Source organism: Bacillus sp. FDAARGOS_235, from assembly GCF_002073415.2.
Classification (GTDB): Bacteria; Bacillota; Bacilli; order Bacillales; family Bacillaceae_G; genus Bacillus_A; species Bacillus_A toyonensis.
Genome location: NZ_CP020437.2, coordinates 3,758,857 through 3,780,951, shown reverse-complemented (window position 1 = coordinate 3,780,951; position 22,095 = coordinate 3,758,857). Strand labels below are relative to the sequence as shown.

General features: G+C 36.2%; 22 protein-coding genes and 2 other annotated features. Of the genes, 2 read left to right on the top strand and 20 right to left on the bottom strand.

The window, feature by feature from the left end; all coding sequences use genetic code 11:
* Window positions 1-227: 227 nt before the first annotated feature.
* Window positions 228-845 carry a TetR/AcrR family transcriptional regulator gene (locus tag A6J74_RS21665; RefSeq protein WP_000023657.1) on the top strand — a complete coding sequence of 206 codons (618 nt, stop codon included), beginning with the start codon at window positions 228-230 and terminating at the stop codon, window positions 843-845.
* A gap of 41 nt (window positions 846-886) precedes the next feature.
* Here A6J74_RS21665 and A6J74_RS21660 read toward each other — a convergent pair whose 3' ends face one another.
* The 19 genes from A6J74_RS21660 to A6J74_RS21560 all read right to left on the bottom strand — a co-directional run bounded on the left by A6J74_RS21660 (window position 887) and on the right by A6J74_RS21560 (window position 21,206).
* A complete protein-coding gene (locus tag A6J74_RS21660) occupies window positions 887-1,972 on the bottom strand; it encodes a M42 family metallopeptidase (protein WP_000163548.1) in 1,086 nt (361 codons plus the stop codon).
* A gap of 69 nt (window positions 1,973-2,041) precedes the next feature.
* On the bottom strand, window positions 2,042-2,533 hold the full coding sequence (locus tag A6J74_RS21655) for a dUTP diphosphatase (RefSeq protein WP_000365050.1): 492 nt from the start codon (window positions 2,531-2,533) through the stop codon (window positions 2,042-2,044).
* Between the two features lie 441 nt (window positions 2,534-2,974).
* Complete coding sequence (gene rplT / locus A6J74_RS21650) at window positions 2,975-3,331, bottom strand: 50S ribosomal protein L20 (RefSeq protein ID WP_001138362.1); 357 nt, start codon at window positions 3,329-3,331, stop codon at window positions 2,975-2,977.
* Window positions 3,332-3,368: 37 nt separating this feature from the next.
* Window positions 3,369-3,569 (bottom strand): 50S ribosomal protein L35, encoded by a 201-nt coding sequence (gene rpmI, locus A6J74_RS21645; protein ID WP_001125945.1) that lies wholly within the window; start codon window positions 3,567-3,569, stop codon window positions 3,369-3,371.
* A gap of 21 nt (window positions 3,570-3,590) precedes the next feature.
* A complete protein-coding gene (gene infC / locus A6J74_RS21640) occupies window positions 3,591-4,094 on the bottom strand; it encodes a translation initiation factor IF-3 (protein WP_000973214.1) in 504 nt (167 codons plus the stop codon).
* Between the two features lie 62 nt (window positions 4,095-4,156).
* Window positions 4,157-4,277, bottom strand: a sequence feature (ribosomal protein L20 leader region).
* Window positions 4,278-4,487: 210 nt separating this feature from the next.
* Window positions 4,488-6,425: a threonine--tRNA ligase gene (thrS, locus tag A6J74_RS21635; protein ID WP_000786076.1), complete on the bottom strand. Its 1,938-nt coding sequence runs from the start codon at window positions 6,423-6,425 to the stop codon at window positions 4,488-4,490.
* 47 nt (window positions 6,426-6,472) lie between these two features.
* Window positions 6,473-6,701, bottom strand: a binding site (T-box leader).
* A gap of 31 nt (window positions 6,702-6,732) precedes the next feature.
* Window positions 6,733-7,614, bottom strand: a complete 882-nt coding sequence (gene ytxC / locus A6J74_RS21630; protein WP_000569605.1) for a putative sporulation protein YtxC — start codon at window positions 7,612-7,614, stop codon at window positions 6,733-6,735.
* Window positions 7,615-7,890: 276 nt separating this feature from the next.
* Window positions 7,891-8,829: a primosomal protein DnaI gene (gene dnaI / locus A6J74_RS21625; RefSeq protein ID WP_000400118.1), complete on the bottom strand. Its 939-nt coding sequence runs from the start codon at window positions 8,827-8,829 to the stop codon at window positions 7,891-7,893.
* Between the two features lie 33 nt (window positions 8,830-8,862).
* Window positions 8,863-10,263 carry a replication initiation and membrane attachment family protein gene (locus tag A6J74_RS21620; RefSeq protein ID WP_001171837.1) on the bottom strand — a complete coding sequence of 467 codons (1,401 nt, stop codon included), beginning with the start codon at window positions 10,261-10,263 and terminating at the stop codon, window positions 8,863-8,865.
* A 292-nt stretch (window positions 10,264-10,555) separates the two neighbouring features.
* Window positions 10,556-11,017, bottom strand: coding sequence for a transcriptional regulator NrdR (nrdR, locus tag A6J74_RS21610; protein ID WP_001203687.1), 462 nt, complete (start codon window positions 11,015-11,017; stop codon window positions 10,556-10,558).
* Window positions 11,018-11,304: 287 nt separating this feature from the next.
* A complete protein-coding gene (gene speD / locus A6J74_RS21605; protein ID WP_002003660.1) occupies window positions 11,305-11,688 on the bottom strand; it encodes an adenosylmethionine decarboxylase in 384 nt (127 codons plus the stop codon).
* Window positions 11,689-12,076: 388 nt separating this feature from the next.
* Window positions 12,077-13,105, bottom strand: a complete 1,029-nt coding sequence (locus A6J74_RS21595; protein ID WP_000198973.1) for a glyceraldehyde-3-phosphate dehydrogenase — start codon at window positions 13,103-13,105, stop codon at window positions 12,077-12,079.
* Between the two features lie 109 nt (window positions 13,106-13,214).
* Window positions 13,215-13,817: a dephospho-CoA kinase gene (gene coaE, locus A6J74_RS21590; RefSeq protein WP_000219292.1), complete on the bottom strand. Its 603-nt coding sequence runs from the start codon at window positions 13,815-13,817 to the stop codon at window positions 13,215-13,217.
* Window positions 13,818-13,871: 54 nt separating this feature from the next.
* Window positions 13,872-14,504 carry a sporulation membrane protein YtaF gene (ytaF, locus tag A6J74_RS21585; RefSeq protein ID WP_000281731.1) on the bottom strand — a complete coding sequence of 211 codons (633 nt, stop codon included), beginning with the start codon at window positions 14,502-14,504 and terminating at the stop codon, window positions 13,872-13,874.
* Between the two features lie 72 nt (window positions 14,505-14,576).
* Complete coding sequence (mutM, locus tag A6J74_RS21580) at window positions 14,577-15,407, bottom strand: DNA-formamidopyrimidine glycosylase (protein ID WP_001114490.1); 831 nt, start codon at window positions 15,405-15,407, stop codon at window positions 14,577-14,579.
* 12 nt (window positions 15,408-15,419) lie between these two features.
* Entirely contained in the window at window positions 15,420-18,053 is a 2,634-nt protein-coding gene (gene polA, locus A6J74_RS21575; protein WP_000412836.1) for a DNA polymerase I, read from the bottom strand.
* Window positions 18,054-18,334: 281 nt separating this feature from the next.
* On the bottom strand, window positions 18,335-20,098 hold the full coding sequence (gene phoR, locus A6J74_RS21570) for a sensory box histidine kinase PhoR (protein ID WP_001032137.1): 1,764 nt from the start codon (window positions 20,096-20,098) through the stop codon (window positions 18,335-18,337).
* The gene (gene phoP, locus A6J74_RS21565; RefSeq protein ID WP_001065218.1) at window positions 20,091-20,810 is read right to left on the bottom strand and encodes a two-component system response regulator PhoP; all 720 of its coding nucleotides are present in this window, start codon (window positions 20,808-20,810) and stop codon (window positions 20,091-20,093) included. Before phoP ends, phoR begins: the two co-directional genes overlap by 8 nt.
* A 159-nt stretch (window positions 20,811-20,969) precedes the next feature.
* Complete coding sequence (locus A6J74_RS21560) at window positions 20,970-21,206, bottom strand: hypothetical protein (RefSeq protein WP_001267375.1); 237 nt, start codon at window positions 21,204-21,206, stop codon at window positions 20,970-20,972.
* Between the two features lie 100 nt (window positions 21,207-21,306).
* Here A6J74_RS21560 and A6J74_RS30500 point away from each other — a divergent pair, with 100 nt between their 5' ends.
* Complete coding sequence (locus A6J74_RS30500) at window positions 21,307-21,438, top strand: hypothetical protein (protein WP_001241584.1); 132 nt, start codon at window positions 21,307-21,309, stop codon at window positions 21,436-21,438.
* 56 nt (window positions 21,439-21,494) lie between these two features.
* On the opposite strand, the gene A6J74_RS21550 is transcribed toward A6J74_RS30500, so the two are convergent.
* Window positions 21,495-21,968: a MaoC family dehydratase gene (locus A6J74_RS21550; protein ID WP_000914174.1), complete on the bottom strand. Its 474-nt coding sequence runs from the start codon at window positions 21,966-21,968 to the stop codon at window positions 21,495-21,497.
* Window positions 21,969-22,095 lie beyond the last annotated feature (127 nt).

Below are 22,095 nucleotides of genomic sequence, written 5' to 3'. Positions count from 1 at the left end.
TAATTGTTAATTATATTAACCTTTAAACAAAAAAAGCACACCTTCAGCAGCATAAACCGGATTTCGTCTACCTGCGAGTGGTGCTGATTTCTAAAGGACTATCGTTTATAATTATAAATAATTATTTCGAATCTACAACCGACAATTTAAGTATGAAATGTCGCTTAAACAACAATATAATAACGATTTGTTGTTTAAGTGTATAAAATGAAACGAGGAGAAGTAAAATGTCTATTAAAAATACAAATGATCCACGTGTAAAGCGGACGAGACAACTCATACAGGATGCTTTTGTCGCTTTAGTAGGCGAAAAAGGGTTTGAAAATGTAACTGTTCAACATATCGCAGAACGCGCTCCTGTAAATCGCGCTACATTTTATAGCCATTACCATGATAAATACGACTTATTAGACAAAAGCATTGAAGAAATGTTAGAGAAGCTAGCAGAAGTAATCAAACCGAAAAATAAAAATAAAGAGGATTTTCAACTTACATTCGATTCACCACATCCAACATTTTTGGCTCTGTTCGAACACATCGCAGAAAACGTGAACTTCTATAATGTTATGCTCGGGGATAAAGCTGCAGGAAACTACTCTTATAAAATGATGAAAACAATACAAACGCATTTAACATTAAGCTTATCAATTTCACAACCAGATGATAAAGATCTTATGGTTCCTCGTGATATTCTAATTAGTTATGTGACAGGGGCTCACATCGGGATGATTATGTCATGGTTAAAAAGGGGGATGATATATACCCCGCATTTTATGGCCATGCAATTAACTCGTTTAATTATTTTAGGGGCCCATACTGCCGCAGGATTAGAAAGACCTTTTTAACACATAAAAAAGCGAAGGAGATTCTCCTTCGCTTTTTTCTATTAATTAAATGTAATGTTATGTACAGCCTCTTTATCAAGACGTTTAATAACTTCTACAATTAACTTCACTGCATTTTCATAATCATCACGGTGTAACATTGCCGCATGCGAATGGATGTAGCGTGTCGCAATCGTAATTGCCATAGACGGAATACCATTTACAGAAATGTGAATCGCACCTGCATCTGTTCCCCCGCCAGCTACTGAATCATATTGGTATGGAATTTGTAGTTCGTCAGCAACATCAACTACGAAATCACGTAAACCTGTATGTCCAATAACAGAAGCATCATATAAAATAATCTGCGGTCCATCGCCCATTTTACTTTGCGCCTCTTTTGACGTTACACCCGGTGTATCTCCAGCGATACCAACATCTACTGCGAACGCGATATCTGGTTTGATATAATTCGCAGATGTTTTTGCACCACGAAGACCAACCTCTTCTTGTACAGTTCCAACGCCGTATACAACGTTTGGATGTTTTTCATCTTTTAATTGTTTTAATACGTCAATTGCAATCGCACAGCCGATTCGGTTATCCCATGCTTTTGCAAGTAACATTTTTTCATTCTTCATCACTTGGAATTCAAAGTAAGGTACAACTTGATCTCCTGGTCGTACGCCCCACTCCATTGCCTCTTCTTGGCTAGAAGCACCAATATCGATAAACATGTCTTTAATATCAACTGGCTTTTTACGAGCTTCTGGAGGTAAAATGTGTGGTGGTTTTGAACCAATTACACCTGTTACATCTCCTTTACGCGTTACAATTGTCACGCGCTGTGCAAGCATAACTTGTGACCACCAGCCACCAACTGTTTGAAAACGAAGGAAGCCTTTGTCATCAATTTGCGTAATCATAAAGCCAACTTCATCTAAATGACCTGCAACCATAATTTTCGGGCCGTTTTCTTCCCCAACTTTTTTCGCAACTAAACTTCCTAAATTATCAGTAGAAAGTTCGTCCGCAAACGGCTCAATATATTTCTTCATTACTTCACGTGGTTCACGCTCGTTACCAGCAATACCACGTGCATCTGTTAACTCTTTTAGCATTGTCAATGTCGCGTCTAATTTTGTCATTGCCAACACCCTCCTTTTTCTTCAGTCACCTTATTATACAAAAGGAAATTGAAATATTCAAAAATTAAATTAGTATCCTTGTGTTTGACGCTGATGATTTACTTCATTTTTATCTAAATACGCTTTTTCAATTTCTTCTTGTTCAAATTCAAGTGCTTGTCCAAGTCGAAGATAGCTTGTAAATAATTCAATATAGTTCGTGATAGATGGTTGATCTGTAAAACGAATTACTTTCGCATATGTGTCTAAGAAAATTTCCACTTGTGTTTTATTCGTTTGTGCACATTTATAGAATAAGAAGTTTTTATCAATACCTAAATCGATTCCGATTGATAAAATAAAATGCAAACCATCTACGTATTCTTCTAATATTACTTCACGTTCTGATGCTGGTTTATTGCTCCAATATTTAAAACAGCGTGTTTCATTTGCAAGTTCTCCAATTTCTACAAGAAGAGCTAGCATTTTTTCTTTTAACAACTTTTTCGGTTGTAAGTCATGTTCTTTTGCAATACGGTCATCTAATTCTTTTTGTAATTTAAATAGTTGTAGTAAGTCCATTCTATTGTCCTCCTCCAACATCGCATTTTATGCAACAATGTTGTTTCATCTCAAAGTTCATTATTATGTTTCAGTTCTTATGAATAAGTCAGCTATCTACCTCTTTATAAAATAGCTTGTCCTTAATTTACAAATACGTTTCAGTCATCGCTCGTATATTGTTCATCTGATGAAAGTTCCATATCATCTTTCCATTATAGCAGTGTCGTTTCGGCTAGGAAAGATACTCTTCTTTCCAAACGAGCATAATTGAAAAAAGCCAGGAGAATTCTCCTGACTTCATATGCATATTCTTCTATATCGCTATAGTTTTTATGTTGATTTTGTCATATCGATAACGATGCGTCCATAAATCTTTAGAGCTTCATTCACTTCAAACTTCTCTTTGAAAACAAACAAAAAACCTTAGAAGAAAATTCTTCTAAGGTTTCAACTAATTAATTAGTTAATGTTGTTTTTTGCAACTGTTGCTAATTCAGCGAAAGCTTTTTCGTCATGAACAGCTAAGTCAGCAAGCATCTTGCGGTTAACTTCGATGCCAGCATTTTTTAAACCGTGCATTAAGCGGCTGTAAGAAAGACCATTCATACGAGCTGCTGCGTTGATACGTGTGATCCATAATTTACGGAAGTCACGTTTCTTTTGACGACGGTCACGGAATGCATACATTAGAGATTTCATAACCTGTTGGTTAGCAACCTTGAATAATGTATTTTTAGAACCGTAGTAACCTTTTGCTAATTTTATAACTTTTTTACGACGTTGACGAGTAACTGTACCACCTTTTACTCTTGGCATAATATTACCTCCTAATTGTTCTATATATCAGCCGAACTTATTTTAAGTTGTCAAGCATTTGACGAATGCGTTTGAAGTCACCAGCGCTTACTACACCAGCTTTACGTAGTTTACGTTTAGCTTTTGTAGATTTGTTAGCGAATAAATGGCTTGTGTAAGCGTGAGAACGTTTCAGTTTACCTGATCCAGTCTTTTTGAAACGCTTTGCAGCGCCGCGATGAGTTTTTTGTTTAGGCATAGGTATTTCCTCCTCTATCTATTACTTATCGTTTTTCGGTGCTAAAACTAAGAACATACTACGTCCTTCCATTTTAGGCTTAGATTCAATTGTACTAACTTCAGCACAAGCTTCTGAGAAGCGATCTAAAACACGTTGACCGATTTCTTTATGAGTAATGGCACGTCCTTTAAAGCGAATTGACGCTTTAACCTTGTCGCCTTTCTCTAAAAACTTGATAGCATTACGAAGTTTTGTGTTAAAGTCGTGTTCATCAATTGTTGGACTTAAACGAACTTCTTTCATGCTAATTACTTTTTGATTTTTGCGCTGTTCTTTTTCTTTCTTCTGTTGCTCAAAGCGGAATTTACCGTAGTCCATAATGCGGCATACTGGCGGTTTCGCATTTGGAGCAACTAATACTAAATCAAGATTAAGATTTGCAGCTAAGTCTAAAGCGTCATTACGAGACTTGATTCCAAGTTGATCGCCATTTGCGCCAACTAAACGTACTTCACGTGCACGAATTTGCTCGTTAATCATCATATCCTTGCTAATAGTAAGCCACCTCCAAGGTTTTCTCAGAACATATTTTGTAGTCATAGAACCCGACAAAAAAAGTGCGGGCATACGACACCCACACTTGTAAAATCTTAAGTAAGAAATACATTTACCTGCTAACTGCGAATGCGTCCATCAGGTGAGAAGCGGGTGCTTCTACTTGTTCCACAAAACAATATTCTATTATCCTTGATGAGTTTATCATAGGACATGACGTCTGTCAAGAAGACGCGATGTGTTTTACTAACAACAAGAAATATTGTAACAAACAACTAGCATACATGCAATACTTTTTTATGATAAGAGTTACATGGTTATTTTTTCTAGTTTTTCTCTTTTATATTAAAAAGAAAAGCCGCGGTATACCGCGGCTCTTTCTTATCTTTTTCCTTCTACTTTAATCATATCAACAAAAGCATCTAATGCGATTGTTTCTGATTTTTGTTCACCATATTTACGTACGTTTACGCCATTTTCAGTTACTTCATTGTCACCTACTACAAGCATGTACGGAATTTTTTGCATTTGTGCTTCACGGATTTTGTAACCAATTTTCTCTTCGCGAGTATCTAATTCAACACGAATACCAGCACGGCGCAATTCATCTTGTACTTTCTTCGCATAGTCTAAATGCACTTGCGGAGAAACTGGAATTACTTGCGCTTGAACTGGAGCTAACCAAGTTGGGAATGCACCTTTGTATTCTTCAATTAAGAATGCTACGAAACGTTCCATAGTTGATACAACACCACGGTGAATTACAACTGGACGATGTTGTTTTCCATCTTCACCAACGTAAGCTAATTCAAAGCGTTCTGGAAGTAAGAAGTCTAATTGTACAGTTGAAAGTGTTTCGTCTTTTCCAAGAGCAGTACGAACTTGAACGTCAAGTTTTGGACCGTAGAACGCCGCTTCACCTTCAGCTTCGTAGTAATCAAGACCCATTTCATCCATAGCTTCTTTTAACATACCTTGTGCTTTTTCCCACATCTCATCATCAGCATAGTACTTTTTAGTATCTGCTGGGTCACGATAAGATAGACGGAATGAATAGTTCTCTAAACCAAAATCTTTGTACACTTCTAGAGTTAAGTTTACAACACGTTTTAACTCTTCTTTAATTTGATCTGGGCGTACGAAAATGTGCGCATCGTTTAAAGTCATTCCGCGTACACGTTGTAATCCAGATAACGCACCTGACATTTCATAGCGGTGCATTGTTCCAAGTTCCGCAATACGGATTGGTAATTCACGGTAGCTGTGAATATCGTTTTTATAAACCATCATGTGGTGAGGGCAGTTCATTGGACGAAGAACTAACTCTTCATTATCCATTTCCATTGATGGGAACATACCATCACGGTAGTGATTCCAGTGACCAGAAGTTTCATATAGCTCTCTGCTTCCTAGTACTGGAGTGTATACGTGATCATAGCCTAAGCTTGCTTCTTTATCAACGATGTAACGCTCGATAATACGACGGATCGTTGCACCTTTTGGTAACCAAAGTGGTAAACCTTGTCCTACTTTTTGGCTATTAGTAAATAGTTTTAATTCTTTACCTAATTTACGGTGATCGCGCTCTTTCGCTTCTTCAAGCATACGTAAATGCTCATCTAATTCTGCTTTCTTAACAAATGCAGTACCGTAAATACGTTGTAGCATTTTATTATTGCTATCGCCGCGCCAGTAAGCACCTGCAACGCTTAATAATTTAAACACTTTAATTTTCCCTGTAGATGGAAGGTGAACACCGCGGCAAAGGTCGAAGAATTCGCCTTGCTCATAGATTGAAATAACTGCATCTTCTGGAAGATCGTTAATTAAATCTAATTTTAACTCATCGCCGATTTCTTCAAAGCGACGAAGTGCTTCTGCACGTGGTACTTCATGACGAACGATTTCTAAGTTCTCGTTCACGATTTTTTGCATTTCTTTTTCGATTTTCTTGAAGTCTTCAACTGTAATTGCTTCTTCCATATCAATATCGTAGTAGAAGCCATTTTCGATTACTGGGCCAATGCCAAGCTCAAGCTTAACATCTTTATATAAACGTTTTAACGCTTGTGCTAAAAGGTGGGCTGTTGAATGGCGTAAAATGTATAAGCCATCTTCAGAATCTAATGTAATAATAGAAACTGCACCATCTTCTTCGATTGGTGTAACAAGATCAATCATCTCATCGTTTAATTTTCCAGCCACAGCTTTTTTCTTTAAGCCTGGGCTAATAGAAGCTGCGATTTCTTCAGTTGTTACGCCTTTTGGAAACTCCTTCACAGCTCCATCAGGGAAAGTAATTTTAACTACATCTGCCATCACTGGTCACTCCTCTTTTTCTCAAAATAAAAAACACTCATCCCGTAAAAAGGGACGAGTGTTGAATTCGTGGTTCCACCCTTGTTCCAATTAACATGATTGTTAATTGCTCAAGTTCAACATAACGGTGTTGTCCGTTAGCAATTACTAAAAAAATCGTTCACTGCTAAAGTTTAGAGGTGGTAAGTAATAATCCCGTACTAGGAAGCTCACACCCTAAGGCTTCCCTCTCTGAAAATCGTAGAAAACTACTCATGTCCTCATCATGACATTTCAATATATTTCATTTATGTAGGTAATTATATGCTCAAAAACTTAGAAAATCAAGGGCGTTACCTTTATTTTTTAAATTTTTCACATTGCGTTCAAACTCATGTAATCCGTGTATTTGTATCCGTTCTTGAAATACGTTTCGCAAAGTAATAATCATATTATGGTCTTGTTCTTTCGTATACAAATAGATTTTTTTCGGTGAAATAGAAAGAAGTGGTGCAATTACTTTTGTATCAATATATACATCTTTTTGCTTTAGCAAATCTTCATCTATATATTGGACCAATTTCTCCTGTTTTAAACGTCTACCTTTATCATCATAGAAAATAAAACTTTCATCAAAAATAAGATGCATACAGGACAAACGTGACTTTCGATTACTAACTTGTTGCCGGAGCGTCTCAATGAACATTTGATATTCTTGTTCCATCTTATACTCATCAATTGCCACTTCAGTAAGCTTAGCTACCATTTCCCTATATGTACGAAGACGAAAACGAACATATGATGAAAACGAGAATGAGAGCGGATCACAAAGCCAATTATTTAAAGAAGACTTAATATACGATTCAAATGTGTAACGTGTTAACTCACGAGCAACCCCTTTTCTTCTTCCCTTTAAAACTTCTTGTGCTATATGCAATATTTGATGACACTCTTCTTGTTCTTCATAAAAAAACTTTTCTTTTAAAATTGTATAAATCCACTCATTTTGTTTCACATTCACAATGAAATATACCATGACTGGCAATAAAATCTTTTCAATATAGTGTGATTCACATACTGGTATGTGAATTACAACTTTTTGTTCCTGTAAATATACACTCGTTTCTTTATATAACACTTCCGCCCTTTTCAGTAGTTGTTTATATACGTGCATAGCATCATTTTTTTCTTCGAAGCAAATTTCAATCACTTTTGTCCCCCCTTTTATCCCCGCTCTAAAGGATTGTATCTATACGTTACAAATCCTATAAGAGTTTGGCCCGTGGAAGTTCACTCTTAGTAGAATTGCATTTCCTTTCGTTAGAAAATCCACTCGATATGGCTTGCTAATTTTATATATATTAAGGGAGGGAGAAAAAAATGATACAAGCTACTATGAATTTTCCATAAGAACTGTTCGTTTTACAATTCGACTACGCTGAAAAGCATTCAAAACAAAAAAAGAACAAGCTTCTCAGCTTGCTCTTTACTTATGACGGCGGTTTTTCCCACCGATTGTAATTGGTTTCGCTAAATATTTAATTCGTTCCATAATACGGGCCGCTTTCATTTCTTCTGCTTCACCGCGCTGTGTATACGTTAAGTGATGTTCCAACTGTTTGAAATCAAAATTAGACGTAAAGAACGTTGGTAAGTTTTCTAGCATACGGAATTGTAAGATTGCACCGAGTACATCGTCACGTACGAAACTAGACATCGCTTCCGCTCCGATATCATCTAACATTAAAACTTGTACCCGTTTAACCGCATCAATCTTTTCTCCAATTGAATTATCTTGAATCGAACTTTTAATTTCACGTAAAAATTCTGGGAAGTATACGAGCATGGAACTTATTTTCTTTCGAGCAAGCTCATTCGCAATCGCCCCTAAAAGATATGTTTTCCCTACACCAAATTTACCGTAAAGATATAGCCCCTGTACTTTTTTACCCGGTTCATATGTGCTTAAAAATTCATTCGCTGCACCAATTGCATCAATACGTGCATTTAACTCTGAAGGGTCTAAATTTTCCATAGTCGCCTGTAAAATATCCGTTGGCATATATACACTTTGAACGAGTTTTTCATATTTTTTTCTCTCATCATATGCTACTTTTCTAATGCAACGATCGTATTGAATATCAATCATCTTACCTTGGATAACGAGCTTCGGTTCATATCCTTGCAGCATATTTTTACATGTCCCTAGATCCGGACAATCTGAACAACCTACACATTGTCCAATATATTCATATAGCTTCACAAGACTGCGCTCAATCATAGAAGTCGTTACTTCGCCTTTATGCTCGTCTATAAATTCTTTCACACGCGGATGTGCCATCACTTCCGCCTTTAATACTTCATATCTGTTTTTAAAATTTTCATTTTCCATTAATTTTGTAAATGAATTTTGAATATGCTCCATTTTCTCACCTCAAAGAGCGTTCATTCTCTTCTATTAATCACGCTTATATTTTTTCAACACTTCTTCTAGTCGTTTTCGTTCATCTTCTAACGTACTTGTATCTTTTTCCGCACCTACATCATTTTTCACAGTTTCTTTTTCTTTCGGCTCTTCTTTCAACCAATCTGGTACCATTTCTTTTCGTACTGTTTTCTTCGCTGTACGACCTTTTTTCTTCGTCTCAGCCCATTCTTGGTATTGACGGTTTTCTTCTTTTGCTAGCGCCATTGCTTCAGCTACTGTACCGACCTTTTTACGAGCCCAATGCCCAGCAATCTTCTCCACATACGTTTTCGCAAGTTTCATATCTGAGCGTAGCATAACGTAATAAATAAGTACATTCACAACTCCTGGCGTTAATTTTTGATTGATCATAACATCCTCAACAATTTGCAAGTCCGCTTTCGTCGCCTCTGCACCACCAGAAATCTCTTTCAATAGTTGTTTTGGTGAGATTTCTTCTAATTGTTTTATAAGCATCTCTTCTTGCGATGAAGGCTCTTTCTCTTTCATCGTACGTGCAGCGTGTGGCTGTACTCTTTCACTTAATATTGGTAACGCTTGACCATTTTCGAATTGGTACCAATCGCGCGCTCCTTTTCTAAGCCTTTCCATATCAATTGTTTGCATCTCTGTCACCGCACCAAGAACGATATTTTGCATCGATAACACATCCACACCATACACGTAAGCAAGTGTAATGACACATTCTCGCACTTGATCTGTAATCGCCTTTTTAGGAACAAGAGCGGACAATCCGTCTACAAATAAGGAGAAATCAAAGAAATCGTTCCAAACTTTAGGAGCATCTCCCTTTTCATTATTTGGCATCATTGTCGCTTTTGGAATACGGAGTTCTTCTTGCGCATGCTCAAGCTGTCCTGGATTAAACGAATCAAACACCTCATTAAAAGAACGTGTAATATTTTCATAAGAAGCAAAATCAAATTCTTCTTCTAAGAAATATTGTTTTACTTGATTATATTTTGTCCGACTCAATCGATTGTATAAAAAGATACTTAAAACAATATCATCAAAAAACTGCTTTGGAGATAAAGGTGGTTGCAATTCGTATATAAACATTCGAATATCTTTTTCTTTCTTAATATATACCTTTAAAAGCCCAATTGCCTCTAGCTTTACTCGTTCCTCATATATTTCGGGAAGTTGCATTTGCATGGTCACCATAAGGGAATGATGTGTATTCTCTTTTCCAAATACACGATCTTGCTCTAATGCCCCCCATAGCGTCATGTACAAGCTAAAAGCTCTACTACCTATTAACGGCTGATACAACATCGTTAACACTTTTCGGTCGTAATTATGTAGTAGTCCTTTCGTACTTACTTTATAACGATCAATCGGCAATAGCTCCATCCATGACTGTTTTTGCATTCTTGCTTTTCCTTTCTCTCATCCAATCTATCCTCTAATTCATTCGTTCTATCTTCATTATATATTTTATCTCGCTATTTGCGGGCAGTAAGACTCCCGCATCAAAATTCGGCGAATGCACGGAAGTTTGGCAGGAGATACCTTCCCGTAAATGCCCGATTGGTGAAGGCTAATAATCATTTTGGGATGAACAAAATCCCCAATGATTATTAGCGAAAAAGAGCTATTAGCTTACGCTTCTAGCTCTCTTACCTCATTACTTACAGTATGTAAAGAGAATTGAATACAGCTTCTATTCTCTTTCTTTTTGCAGTATATCTTTTAATTCTTCAATAAATACATTTAAATCTTTAAATTGACGATATACAGAAGCAAAGCGTACGTAAGCAACATCATCGATATCACGAAGTTCTTCCATAACAATTTCACCAATCATATCACTTTTCACTTCTGATATACCTAAATTACGAAGTTCACGTTCCACACTTTGTGTTACTTCCTCTAATTGTCTTAAAGATACTGGTCTTTTCTCACATGCTTTAATTAAACCGCGTAAAATCTTTTCTTTATTAAACTCTTCTCGTGTGCCTTCTTTTTTAACAACGATCAGAGGTGACTCTTCTACTCTTTCAAATGTCGTAAAGCGACTTAAACAACTTTCACACTCTCTCCTTCTTCGAATAGAGCGCCCTTCGTCTACCGGACGCGAATCTAACACTCTTGTGCCATTATGAGAACAGGATGGACAACGCAATTCATTCACTCCCTTACAATTTGATTTTTATTTTTCTCTACTTCATTCACGTAAAAATATATATACAATATTATATAACTCATTCTAATGCTCTTACCACTCTAAGTTTAAATACATGATTTCATCATCTATTTTCCCAACAAAATAAGATGGTAGATGTAGCACTAACTTATGTGTGAGAGCTCCATTTAACTAACTAATGAACACGTTATGTTTTTCCTTTTTTATAAACTAAAAAAGAGGTGCATTATACACCTCTTTACATTTTAAATCAATTATGTTCTTTTTTAAAGAGCTTTTGTTTCTCTCTGCTTAATTTCGAAGCTACCAGTGCCTCGAGGAAGCTCGATACTCTCACGCGTTTTCGCGTTTAAACCTTCTGCAATATATTCTGCAGCAACATTTGGATCAATACGATCCCCACAAGTATAAACATCAATACTTGCGTAACCGTGCTCCGGAAAGCTATGAATTGTTAAATGTGATTCCGAGATAATTACTACTCCACTTACACCTTGTGGTGCAAATTTATGGAAAGCAACCTCACGCACTTCAGCACCAGCTCTTAGTGCTGCATCCACAAATAATTGTTCAATATACGGCATGTCATTAAGCTTGTCGAAATCGCAATCCCAAAGTTCAGCGATCACGTGACGACCCATCGTATCCATAGTATCCATTCTACAGTTCCCCCTTGTAAATTTATTCTAACTGTTCGAATTGAAAACTAATTTGCAATTTGGCTTGCTCCACTACCACGGGGGAAAGTTAGTCCAGAGAGGTCCTAACCCTTTAAGTAGTGACTACGTACCTCAGCTCTTAAGTTTACGAGTGTTAGTATACTTTGTTTATTTTCATTTTGCAACAACAGTTTTTTCGATTTTCTGTCATATTTTCCTCTTTACTTTTCCCTAAAAAAAAGAAATGATTCACAAATACAGTAATAACAACGCTTCGTGGTATGTCCACTTTCCAAAATATACTCATATAATTTTTTTCCTTTTCAGAAAAAAATAAAAAAAGAGAGGGCAATATTCACTTGCCCTCTCCCTTATTCACTTAAATATGTTGCACATTTTTTTGTTTCGCTAATTCGTCAACCACTAACGTTACAAGATCTACAACACGACGAGAGTAGCCCCACTCGTTATCATACCAAGCAAGTACTTTTACTTTACGATCACCCATTACCATTGTAGATAAGCCATCAATAATAGCTGAGTGTGTATTTGTATTAAAGTCAATAGATACTAAAGGCTCTTCGCTAAATTCTACAATACCTTTTAACGCACCGTTTGCTACAGTTTTGAATGCATCGTTAATAGCTTCAACTGTCACATCACGTTTTACATCTACTACTAAGTCAACAAGAGACACGTTTGGTGTTGGTACACGAAGTGCCATACCATGAAGTTTTCCGTTTAAATGCGGAAGAACTTTTGCTAGCGCTTTCGCAGCACCCGTCGTTGTCGGAATGATTGATTGTCCGCAAGCACGTGCTCTTCTTAAATCTTTATGTGGATTATCAATATTTTTTTGGTCATTTGTATAAGCGTGAACAGTCGTCATTAAACCGTTTTCAATTCCAAACTGCTCATCTAACACCTTCACAACAGGCGCTAAACAGTTTGTTGTACAAGATGCATTTGAAATAACGGTATGTTTTGTAATATCTAATTGGTCTTCGTTCACACCAACTACAATTGTTACATCTTCATTTTTACCAGGCGCCGTTAAAATAACTTTTTTCGCTCCAGCTTCAACGTGAAGAATTGCTTTTTCTTTTGAATTAAATTTACCAGTTGCTTCAATTACAACTTCAACACCTAGATCTGTCCAAGGCAATTCCTTTGGATCGCGGTTGTTTAAAAGGCGAATCATTTTCCCATCAACTAATAAGTGATCTTCAAATGCTTCTACTGTTCCGTCAAACTTGCCGTGAACTGTATCATATTTAATTAAATGTGCTAACGTTTCAGATGGATAGCTTGCATTGATTGCTACAATTTCGAATGCGCTTTCTTTTATTGCCTGACGAAATACCATTCTCCCAATACGTCCAAATCCATTAATTGCCACACGAGTCATAATATGTTATCCCCCTTGAATGCGTTATACTATTTATCTCCAATCCCAATAATAGTATAACACAAAAAGGGGATATGTCACTAAGCATTTTCATTAATTTCACAATTTTTTAGTCAATAATGTTCCATTTCTTTAAAATTCCCTGTAATTGTGTTTTCGTTCCCATAATTGTGCCATCATTATTTATTACTTCATCCGCATGCTTCACTTTTTCTTCTAACGGCATTTGCGATTGTATACGTGCTTTTGCTTCTTCTTCCGAAAAATTATTTCGCTCCATTAAACGTTTTAATTGCGTATCAGGCGTGACAGCTACAACTAAAACGCGTTCAACGAGACTTGTTAATTTACTTTCAAACAAAAGAGGGATATCTAACACAACCGCTTGCATACTTTCTTTTATGTACATTTCCTTTTGTGCATTCATTTCCTCACGTACTGCAGGATGAACAATTTTATTTAACTGCAATCGTTTTTCTTCATTATAGAAAACAACATTTCCTAATTTCGGCCGATCCAGTTCTCCATCTTTTTGTAACACTTCCGTTCCAAATACTTCTACTATTTTGTTATATGCTGGTTTTCCTCGTTCTACAACTTCTCTTGCAATAACATCTGCGTCAATAACCGGTATACTTAGCCCACGAAACATTTCTGATACCGTACTTTTTCCGCTTGCAATTCCTCCCGTTAATCCAATTACCACTGTCATAATACTTCTCCTCCTCATAATAAAAGGCGCGAAACTAATGTTCCACGCCCATACTTACATTTTCCAAATTCCAATAATAATGAGTAATACCCCAGGCAGGAATGTAAATTTTTGTAACCATTTCATATTCGATAAAACTGTACCCAGCTTCATTCCAATAAACAAAAATAAAGAACTCATAACTGCAACTAATATTGCCATCATAGCGGGTGCATAACCTAATAAAGATGCACCAATTCCAGCACCAAACGAATCCACGGAAAGTGCGATACCAAGAAGTAGCGCTTCTCCTGCAGAAATAGTTCCCGATTTATCAAAATCTGCAACAGTCGGTTTCCGTAAAATTTGAATTACTAACCCAAGTGAAGCAATTTCTAGTTTCCAAACCTTCTCTTCTTGCTTCGGTTCTTCCTTTTTATCACTCCGAAAAAATTGATATAATACCCAAATCCCTATTCCAATAAGAACAAGCCCACCGATACGCGTTGCGATAACAGGTGAAAATATTTTCGCAATCATATGTCCAATTCCCATTGAAACAAGCATAACAGCCGCTGAACAGATTCCGATAATTATAATTGATCTTAGTGGAATTCTTACGCTTCTCAAACCATATGTCAGCCCTACACTACAGCTATCTAAGCTTAATGTAAAAGCTAATAAAATAAGAGATAAATAAAGGTACATCGGTAAGCTCCTCCCTTATACATAGCTCTGCTGTATGTATATGACAAATGCCTATCCGATGTTATCTCTTTTCTATATTCTAGGCTGACAAATTGGGCAATAATGCGTCCCTCTTCCGCCAACAACTGTTTTTTCTAATATCGTGCCACAAGTTACACATGGTTCTCCCTTTTTCCCATATACATTTAAAAGTTCTTGGAATGAACCAATTTGCCCTTGCGAATTCATATACGTTCTAATTGTGCTTCCGCCTCGCTTCACTGCTTCGCCTAGCGTTGTAACAATTGCTTCGTAAATTCTTTCGATTTCTTCTTCCGTTAAAGATGCAGCTTCTCGCTCTGGATGGATATGAGAACGGAATAAAACTTCATCTACATATATATTTCCAAGCCCTACTAAAAGACGCTGATCTAATAATACGACTTTTATTTTACGATTTGTCTTTTGCAATTTTCCTTGTAAATACTGTGGTGTCAATTCAGCATCAAATGGCTCTGGACCTAAGTCAGCAAGAGGCATTTGATTCAACTCTTCACCTTTTTTAAAGAGATGCATCGTACCAAACTTTCTCACATCTTTATAATGTAATTCAGTTCCATCTGTAAATAAGAAACGGACGTGCGTATGCTTATCAATTGGCTCATCCTCTTGATGCAGTAAAAACTTTCCTTCCATACGCAAATGTGAAACGATAACATAATTCGTTACATATAAAAGCAAAAACTTACCTCTTCGCTTTATCGTTTCAATTTTCTCGCCTCTGAGCATTTCTTTAAAGATTTCCGCATCATCTGGTCGTTTTACTATTTTTGGATACGTAACAATAACATCTTCAATCGTTTTTCCTGTTACAAGATTTTCGAGTGTCCGTCTGACATTTTCAACCTCTGGTAATTCAGGCATTTCATCACTTCCTTATTTTGCGTCGTACCAAGTTGGACCGTAAGAATAATCAACTTTCAGTGGAACTGCGAGTTCAATTGCATGCTCCATTACTTCTGGTACAAGCTTCTCTAATTTTTCAATTTCTTCTTTTGGTGCTTCAAAGATTAATTCATCGTGTACTTGCAGAAGAAGACGCGCTTGTAATCCTTCTTCTTCTAAACGATCTGCCATAATAATCATAGCTATCTTTATAATATCTGCAGCACTACCTTGAATTGGTGTATTCATAGCTGTACGCTCAGCAAAGCTACGTAAATTGAAATTACGACTCGTAATTTCCGGAATGTAACGGCGACGATTTAATAAGGTAGCCACATACCCTTTTTGTTTCGCATCTTTTACGATGTCATCCATATATTCTTGTACACCAGGGAAACTTTCTAAATACTTTTCAATAAATTCCGCTGCTGCTTTTCTTGTAATTCCTAAGTTTTGTGAAAGACCGTAATCACTAATACCATACACAATTCCGAAGTTAACAGCTTTCGCTTGTCGTCTCATATTCGAAGTTACTTCATCTTTTCCAACACCGAATACGTCCATAGCTGTTTTCGTATGAATATCCATATCATGTTGGAACGCTTCAACTAGCCCTTTATCATTTGCAATATGAGCTAATACACGAAGTTCAATTTGTGAATAATCGGCCGCATACATAATCCATCCTTCTTCTGATGGAACAAATGCCTGACGAATCTTTCTTCCTTCTTCTAATCGAATCGGTATATTTTGCAAGTTCGGATCTGTTGAACTTAATCGACCTGTTTGTGTTAAAACTTGATTAAAGCGAGTATGAATTTTCGATGAATCTTCATGTACAACTTTTAGTAAACCTTCAATGTAAGTTGAATTTAATTTCCCTAACTGACGATAATGTAAAATGTTTGGAATAATTTCATGATGATTCATAAGTTTATCTAGTACATCAGCTGACGTAGAATAACCTGTTTTCGTCTTTTTAATAACTGGTAAGTTTAAATTCTCAAACAGAATAACCCCAAGTTGCTTCGGTGAATTAATATTAAATTCTGTTCCCGCAAGCTTATAAATTTCCTGTTCCATTTCCTTTAATCTACCCGCAAGTTCTTCTCCCATATTACGAAGGCGCTCCGTATCAACTTTTACACCTTTTACTTCCATATCAGCTAGTACACGTGCAAGTGGTAATTCTAACTCTGTAAACAATTCATATTGCTCGTTCTTTTTTAATTCTTCCAAGAACGTTTGCTTTACATCATATAATACATGCACTTTTCGAGCTACATGCTCCGCTACTACTTCTAGCTCTGGAACAGCACGCTTCGCACCTTTTCCATAAACTTCTTCATCCGATTTCACGGCATGCGTTTCTTTCATTTTCGCTACAGTACGGAAATCTTTATCCGTATCAGCTGGATCAAGTAAATAAGCAGCAATTAATAAATCAAAGTCGATTCCTTGAATATCTATACCCTTCCATTTGAGTGCAACGATAGCTCGCTTCGCATCAAATGTATGCTTTCTCATTTCTCCATTTGCAAGCCATGCTTTGAAAGCCTCGGATGCAAGAGCTATGTCTGTCTGAATAAAGTAGCAACCATTTTCATTTTGAATACCAAAACCTTGAATGTCCGCTTTATGATAGTTATCTTCTTGTACTTCTACAATAAGTGCACTATCTTGCTGAAGTATTTCTTCTGTAACTTCTTCCACAATATCAAATGTAATATCATCTAATTCAGCTGGAGCTGTTTCTTCTGGCGTAACACCTAATTTATTCAAAAGAGATGTAAATCCTAAATTCTCGAACATTGGAATCACATCACTTGCTTCATATCCTTTATACTCCATATCATCCACATGCACTGTAATCGGCGCATCTGTAATAATAGTTGCAAGATCTTTACTCATAAGAGCTTGTTCTTTATTCGCTTCTAGTTTTTCTTTTAATTTCTTCCCGCTTACTTGATCGATATTTTCATACACTGCTTCAACCGTTTCAAATTGCGTTAACAATTTAATTGCAGTTTTTTCACCAACTCCTGGTACACCCGGAATATTATCTGACTGGTCCCCCATTAAACCTTTCATATCGATAATTTGCTTTGGTGATAAACTGTATTTCTCAAATAAAGCTTCTTTCGTATATTCATCTACTTCTGTAATCCCTTTTCGAGGTATACATACAAGCGTATTATCAGAAACAAGTTGAAGTAAATCTTTATCTCCTGAAATAACCTTAACATGAAACCCTTGCTCACTCGCTTCTTTCGCTAACGTCCCCATAATGTCATCCGCTTCATAATTTTCTAGTTCATAACGCGGTACATTAAATGCATCAAGCATCTCACGAATAAACGGGAATTGTTCTGATAACTCAGGTGGAGTCTTTTGACGTCCTCCTTTATACTCGCTATACGTTTTATGACGGAATGTCGTTTTTCCTGCATCAAACGCAACAAGCATATGCGTTGGCTTTTCTTCCTCTAATATTCTCATTAACATCATTGTAAAACCGTAAATTGCGTTCGTATGTATACCTTTGTCGTTATTTAAAAGCGGTAGTGCAAAGAAAGCACGATACGCGATATTATTACCATCTACTAATACGACTTTTTTTTCCACAATAGAAACCTCCCCATACAAATTTGAAACGATTCTCACATAGAAAAAAACCGTTCCTTTCCTCTCTCTATATTAACATGACTAATAGAGAGAAGAAAAATAACGGTTTTTTCTTTCATATATATCAAACTTATATTGGCATAAAGGGAAGTGACGAGAACAGCATAACTATTCTCGTCCAAAATTACTCCTTGGATGAAGGGGTTTTCATGTATTATATTAACAGAGCTTTATTAATATTTAATTAAGCCATTGTTAATATATTGTAAATATCCTTCATCCTATTTTTCAGTTGCCGATTTCGGTAAAACAACTGTAAATGTTGTCCCTTCCCCAACTTCACTATCCACAGTAATTGTACCGTGATGTGCCTCAACTAAATGCTTTACAATCGATAATCCAAGACCTGTACCACCAGTATTTCTACTTCTCGCTTTATCCACTCGGTAAAAACGTTCAAAAATACGTGGGATTTCATCTTTACTAATGCCAATTCCAGTATCAGATACTTTTATATAAGCATTGTATTTATCTTCTGCTAATTCAACAGAAACAACGCCTCCAGCCGGTGTATATACGATTGCATTATTAATTAAATTAATAAAGATTTGTTTCAAACGACCAGGATCTCCAATGACAGAGACACGTTTTAATACATTCACTTGTAAAGAGATTTCTTTTTCGCCTGCTTTATTGTCAAGCACCATATGAATATCTTCAAGAATTCCCTTCATATCAACGGTTTCCATATTTAATTTAAACCCTTGTTGCTCGATCTTTGACAAATCTAATAAATCTTCAATTAACCCTTGCATGCGTTCACTTTCTTTTAAAATAATGTGTAAGAAATGTTCGCAGAATTTCTTATTATCCATCGCTCCATCCAAGAGCGTTTCTGAAAAACCTTTAATAGAAGTAATTGGCGTCTTTAGTTCATGAGAAACATTGGCTAAAAAGTCTTTTCTCATTTGTTCTAATCTCTTTAACTCTGTTATGTCATGGAATACGAGAACAATCCCTTTCCATTCATGGTTCGTCCCGATAATCGGCGCTCCATATACTTCGAAATGCTTTCGCTCAATTCCAAGTGGCAATAGCATTTGTTTACGCACTTTCACTTCTGTCATAAAGATTTCTTCCACAAGCTCAATAATTTCTGTATGATGGAACGATTCATAATATAAGCGATCTAAATACTCTTCATCTGTTACGTGGAAAGTCTCTTTATAAGAACGGTTTACAAGGTTTATATAACCGCGGCTATCAATTAAAATCATTCCACTTCCCATATTTTCGATTAACGTATGCAGACGATCTTGTTGCATTTCTTGTTCGAGTGTCATCTCTTGTAAATTACGAGCTAAAATATTAATCGCTTTACTCAGCATTCCTGTTTCATCCGAATGACTTTCATAAGCACGTGCTTTATAATTTCCCTTCGCTAATTCAATCGCAACTTTCGTAACTGATTCAATTGGCCTAATATATTGCCCTGTAATTTTCATACCTAAAAACACGACTACAAGACAAGCGATAACAAATCCGATAATTAATAATCCCCACGTTTTTTGATGAACATCTTTCAAAGGCTCAATTGTACTTTTCACCAAAATGTATCCTTGTTTCCCTGTTACATCTTGAACGAACACCGCATGATAAAATTCATTCTTCTGATCCGTTTCTTTCGTAATGACTTTATTTCGTTGTTTCGCTGTTTCGGCAGAAAGTTCTTTAATCATCTCTTGACTAAATGCAGATTGTTGCCCTTTGCCATATTGAACTTTCTTTTTTTCATCTACAAATATAATAGAAGCTGGTATTTTTTCTTCTAACTTTTCAAATACATACGGCCTTTTTAAAACATCCTCAAAACCTTGTTCTTCTGCTAATACCGCAACATATCCTGTTTCTTTTACCATTCTCTCTTTCGCATGATCTATATAATAGTTTTCAAACACGGTTTCTAACAGTAAACCTAGTCCAACTAAAATAAACACAATAAGAGAAACAAATGTAAAAAGAAGCCTGGAACGAAATTTATTCATCCCCTTTTGGCTCCTCTAATTTATATCCTAAACCACGTATCGTTTTAATGTACGTCGGTTTTTTCGTATTTTTTTCAATTTTATCGCGCAAGTGGCTAATATGAACATCAACAATTCGTGTATCACCAGCAAAATCATAATTCCATACAGCACTTAATAATTGATCACGCGTCAACACGCGACTTTTATTTTTCGCAAGATAAACAAGTAGTTCAAATTCTTTTGGGGTTAATTCAAGCTTTCTTCCTTGGAAATAAGCCTCATAAAACTCCGGTAAAATTTTAAGGTCTGCAATTAGGATGCTATCTTCATCTGGCGCTTCTGCAACTTGCTCTTCTTGCTGTAATTTCGTACGACGTAAAATCGCCTTCACACGAGCAACAACTTCCCTTGGACTAAATGGCTTCGTCATATAATCATCCGCCCCAAGTTCAAGACCTAGCACCTTATCAAATTCATCATCTTTTGCTGTTAACATTAAAATCGGCGTCATAACACGCTGCAATCGTAATTCTTTACAAACTTCCATACCATCCATTTTTGGAAGCATTAAATCTAATATAATTAAATCCGGACGTTCTGTTGTCGCTTTTTGAAGCGCCATTTCTCCATCCATCGCTGTTATAACTTCAAAACCAGCTTGTTGTAAATTAAATTCAATTAAAGTTAAGATAAATTCCTCATCATCAACTACTAAAATACGATTGTTCATTCTTTTCCTCCAAGTTATAGACTTGAAACCTTCTTCATCCTAGTATTTTCCCCGTTATTCTCATCATACTAGAAAACAGGTCCCCCCTCAATATAATTGTCTATTCATGGATTCAGATTATGCCCTCGTTATCTCTAAAAACAATTACACTCGGCTCAATTAACGTGTTACTATCCACACTTTATACAATTCTATATTCTCATTACATTCTACTTCCGTATGAACATTGAATTCTCGATTTTGTGCTAAGAAAAAAGATAGAACATACGCTATTTTATAGTCCGGTGTTTCATATCCATCAAATACCCTTCCGTATATTTCATTCGCGATCCCGTCTGCCCACACTTCAGCTTCTCTTATCGTTTCAAAAATAACGTCTTCCCTTTTCCATCTCACTTAAAAAATCCCTCCTTCAATTGACTTCAGTTATTAAAGTATGTGATAATTTCATATAATAATTAATATATATGAATGTTATATATACGGAGGTTCTATTATGCGACTAGTACTACCTATTCTAACTTTAGTAGTAACATGTATTCTTACTTTTAACGCTCCAAGCTGGGATACGATTAAAACGGGTTGTTCAGATTTTGCTGCAGGGTTCGCTGAAGGATTCTTCAACTAAAAATAGCGCTAGCTCCCTTATTAAAGGTATGCTAGCGCTATTCATATTTTCATGTTTTAAAAATTATCTAATGCTTTTTCCATAATGGAAACAGATTTAAAAGGTGGCGTTACCGTTAATGAACCTTTAACAACCGTTTCTCCTTTTTCATCATGAGCAGATACAAGCATATCAATTGTATGTGCCTCCTCAGAAACAGCCACAACTTCAAAGTGGATTTGTAACGTTTCATAATGGTGAACATGCTTCACGAACGTAAGGTCCTTCCTAATAATATGACTACCTGGACCTGGTAAATATTTCGTAACCGCCGTTGTAATCATTCCCGTTAGCATAATGCTTGGTACAATCGGCTTTTCATACGGAGTTTGGGATGCGTAATCATGCTGAATATATAATGGATTGGCATCATTCGTTAGCCCTAAATACAATAACAAATCTTTATCCTCAATTTTTTCAGTGATAGATAGTTTCTCTCCTACTGTAATTTCATCCATTTTACGACCAATTTGAACTTTTTTCTTTAACATGTTACAACCCCCTCCGATTTTTTCACCTTATTATCCTACTAAAAGCGATACCTTATCCGAAATTTACTATGATGAGGGCAATGTATAGTATAAATCTACAGTTTCATTATAGGATACTACAAATGAT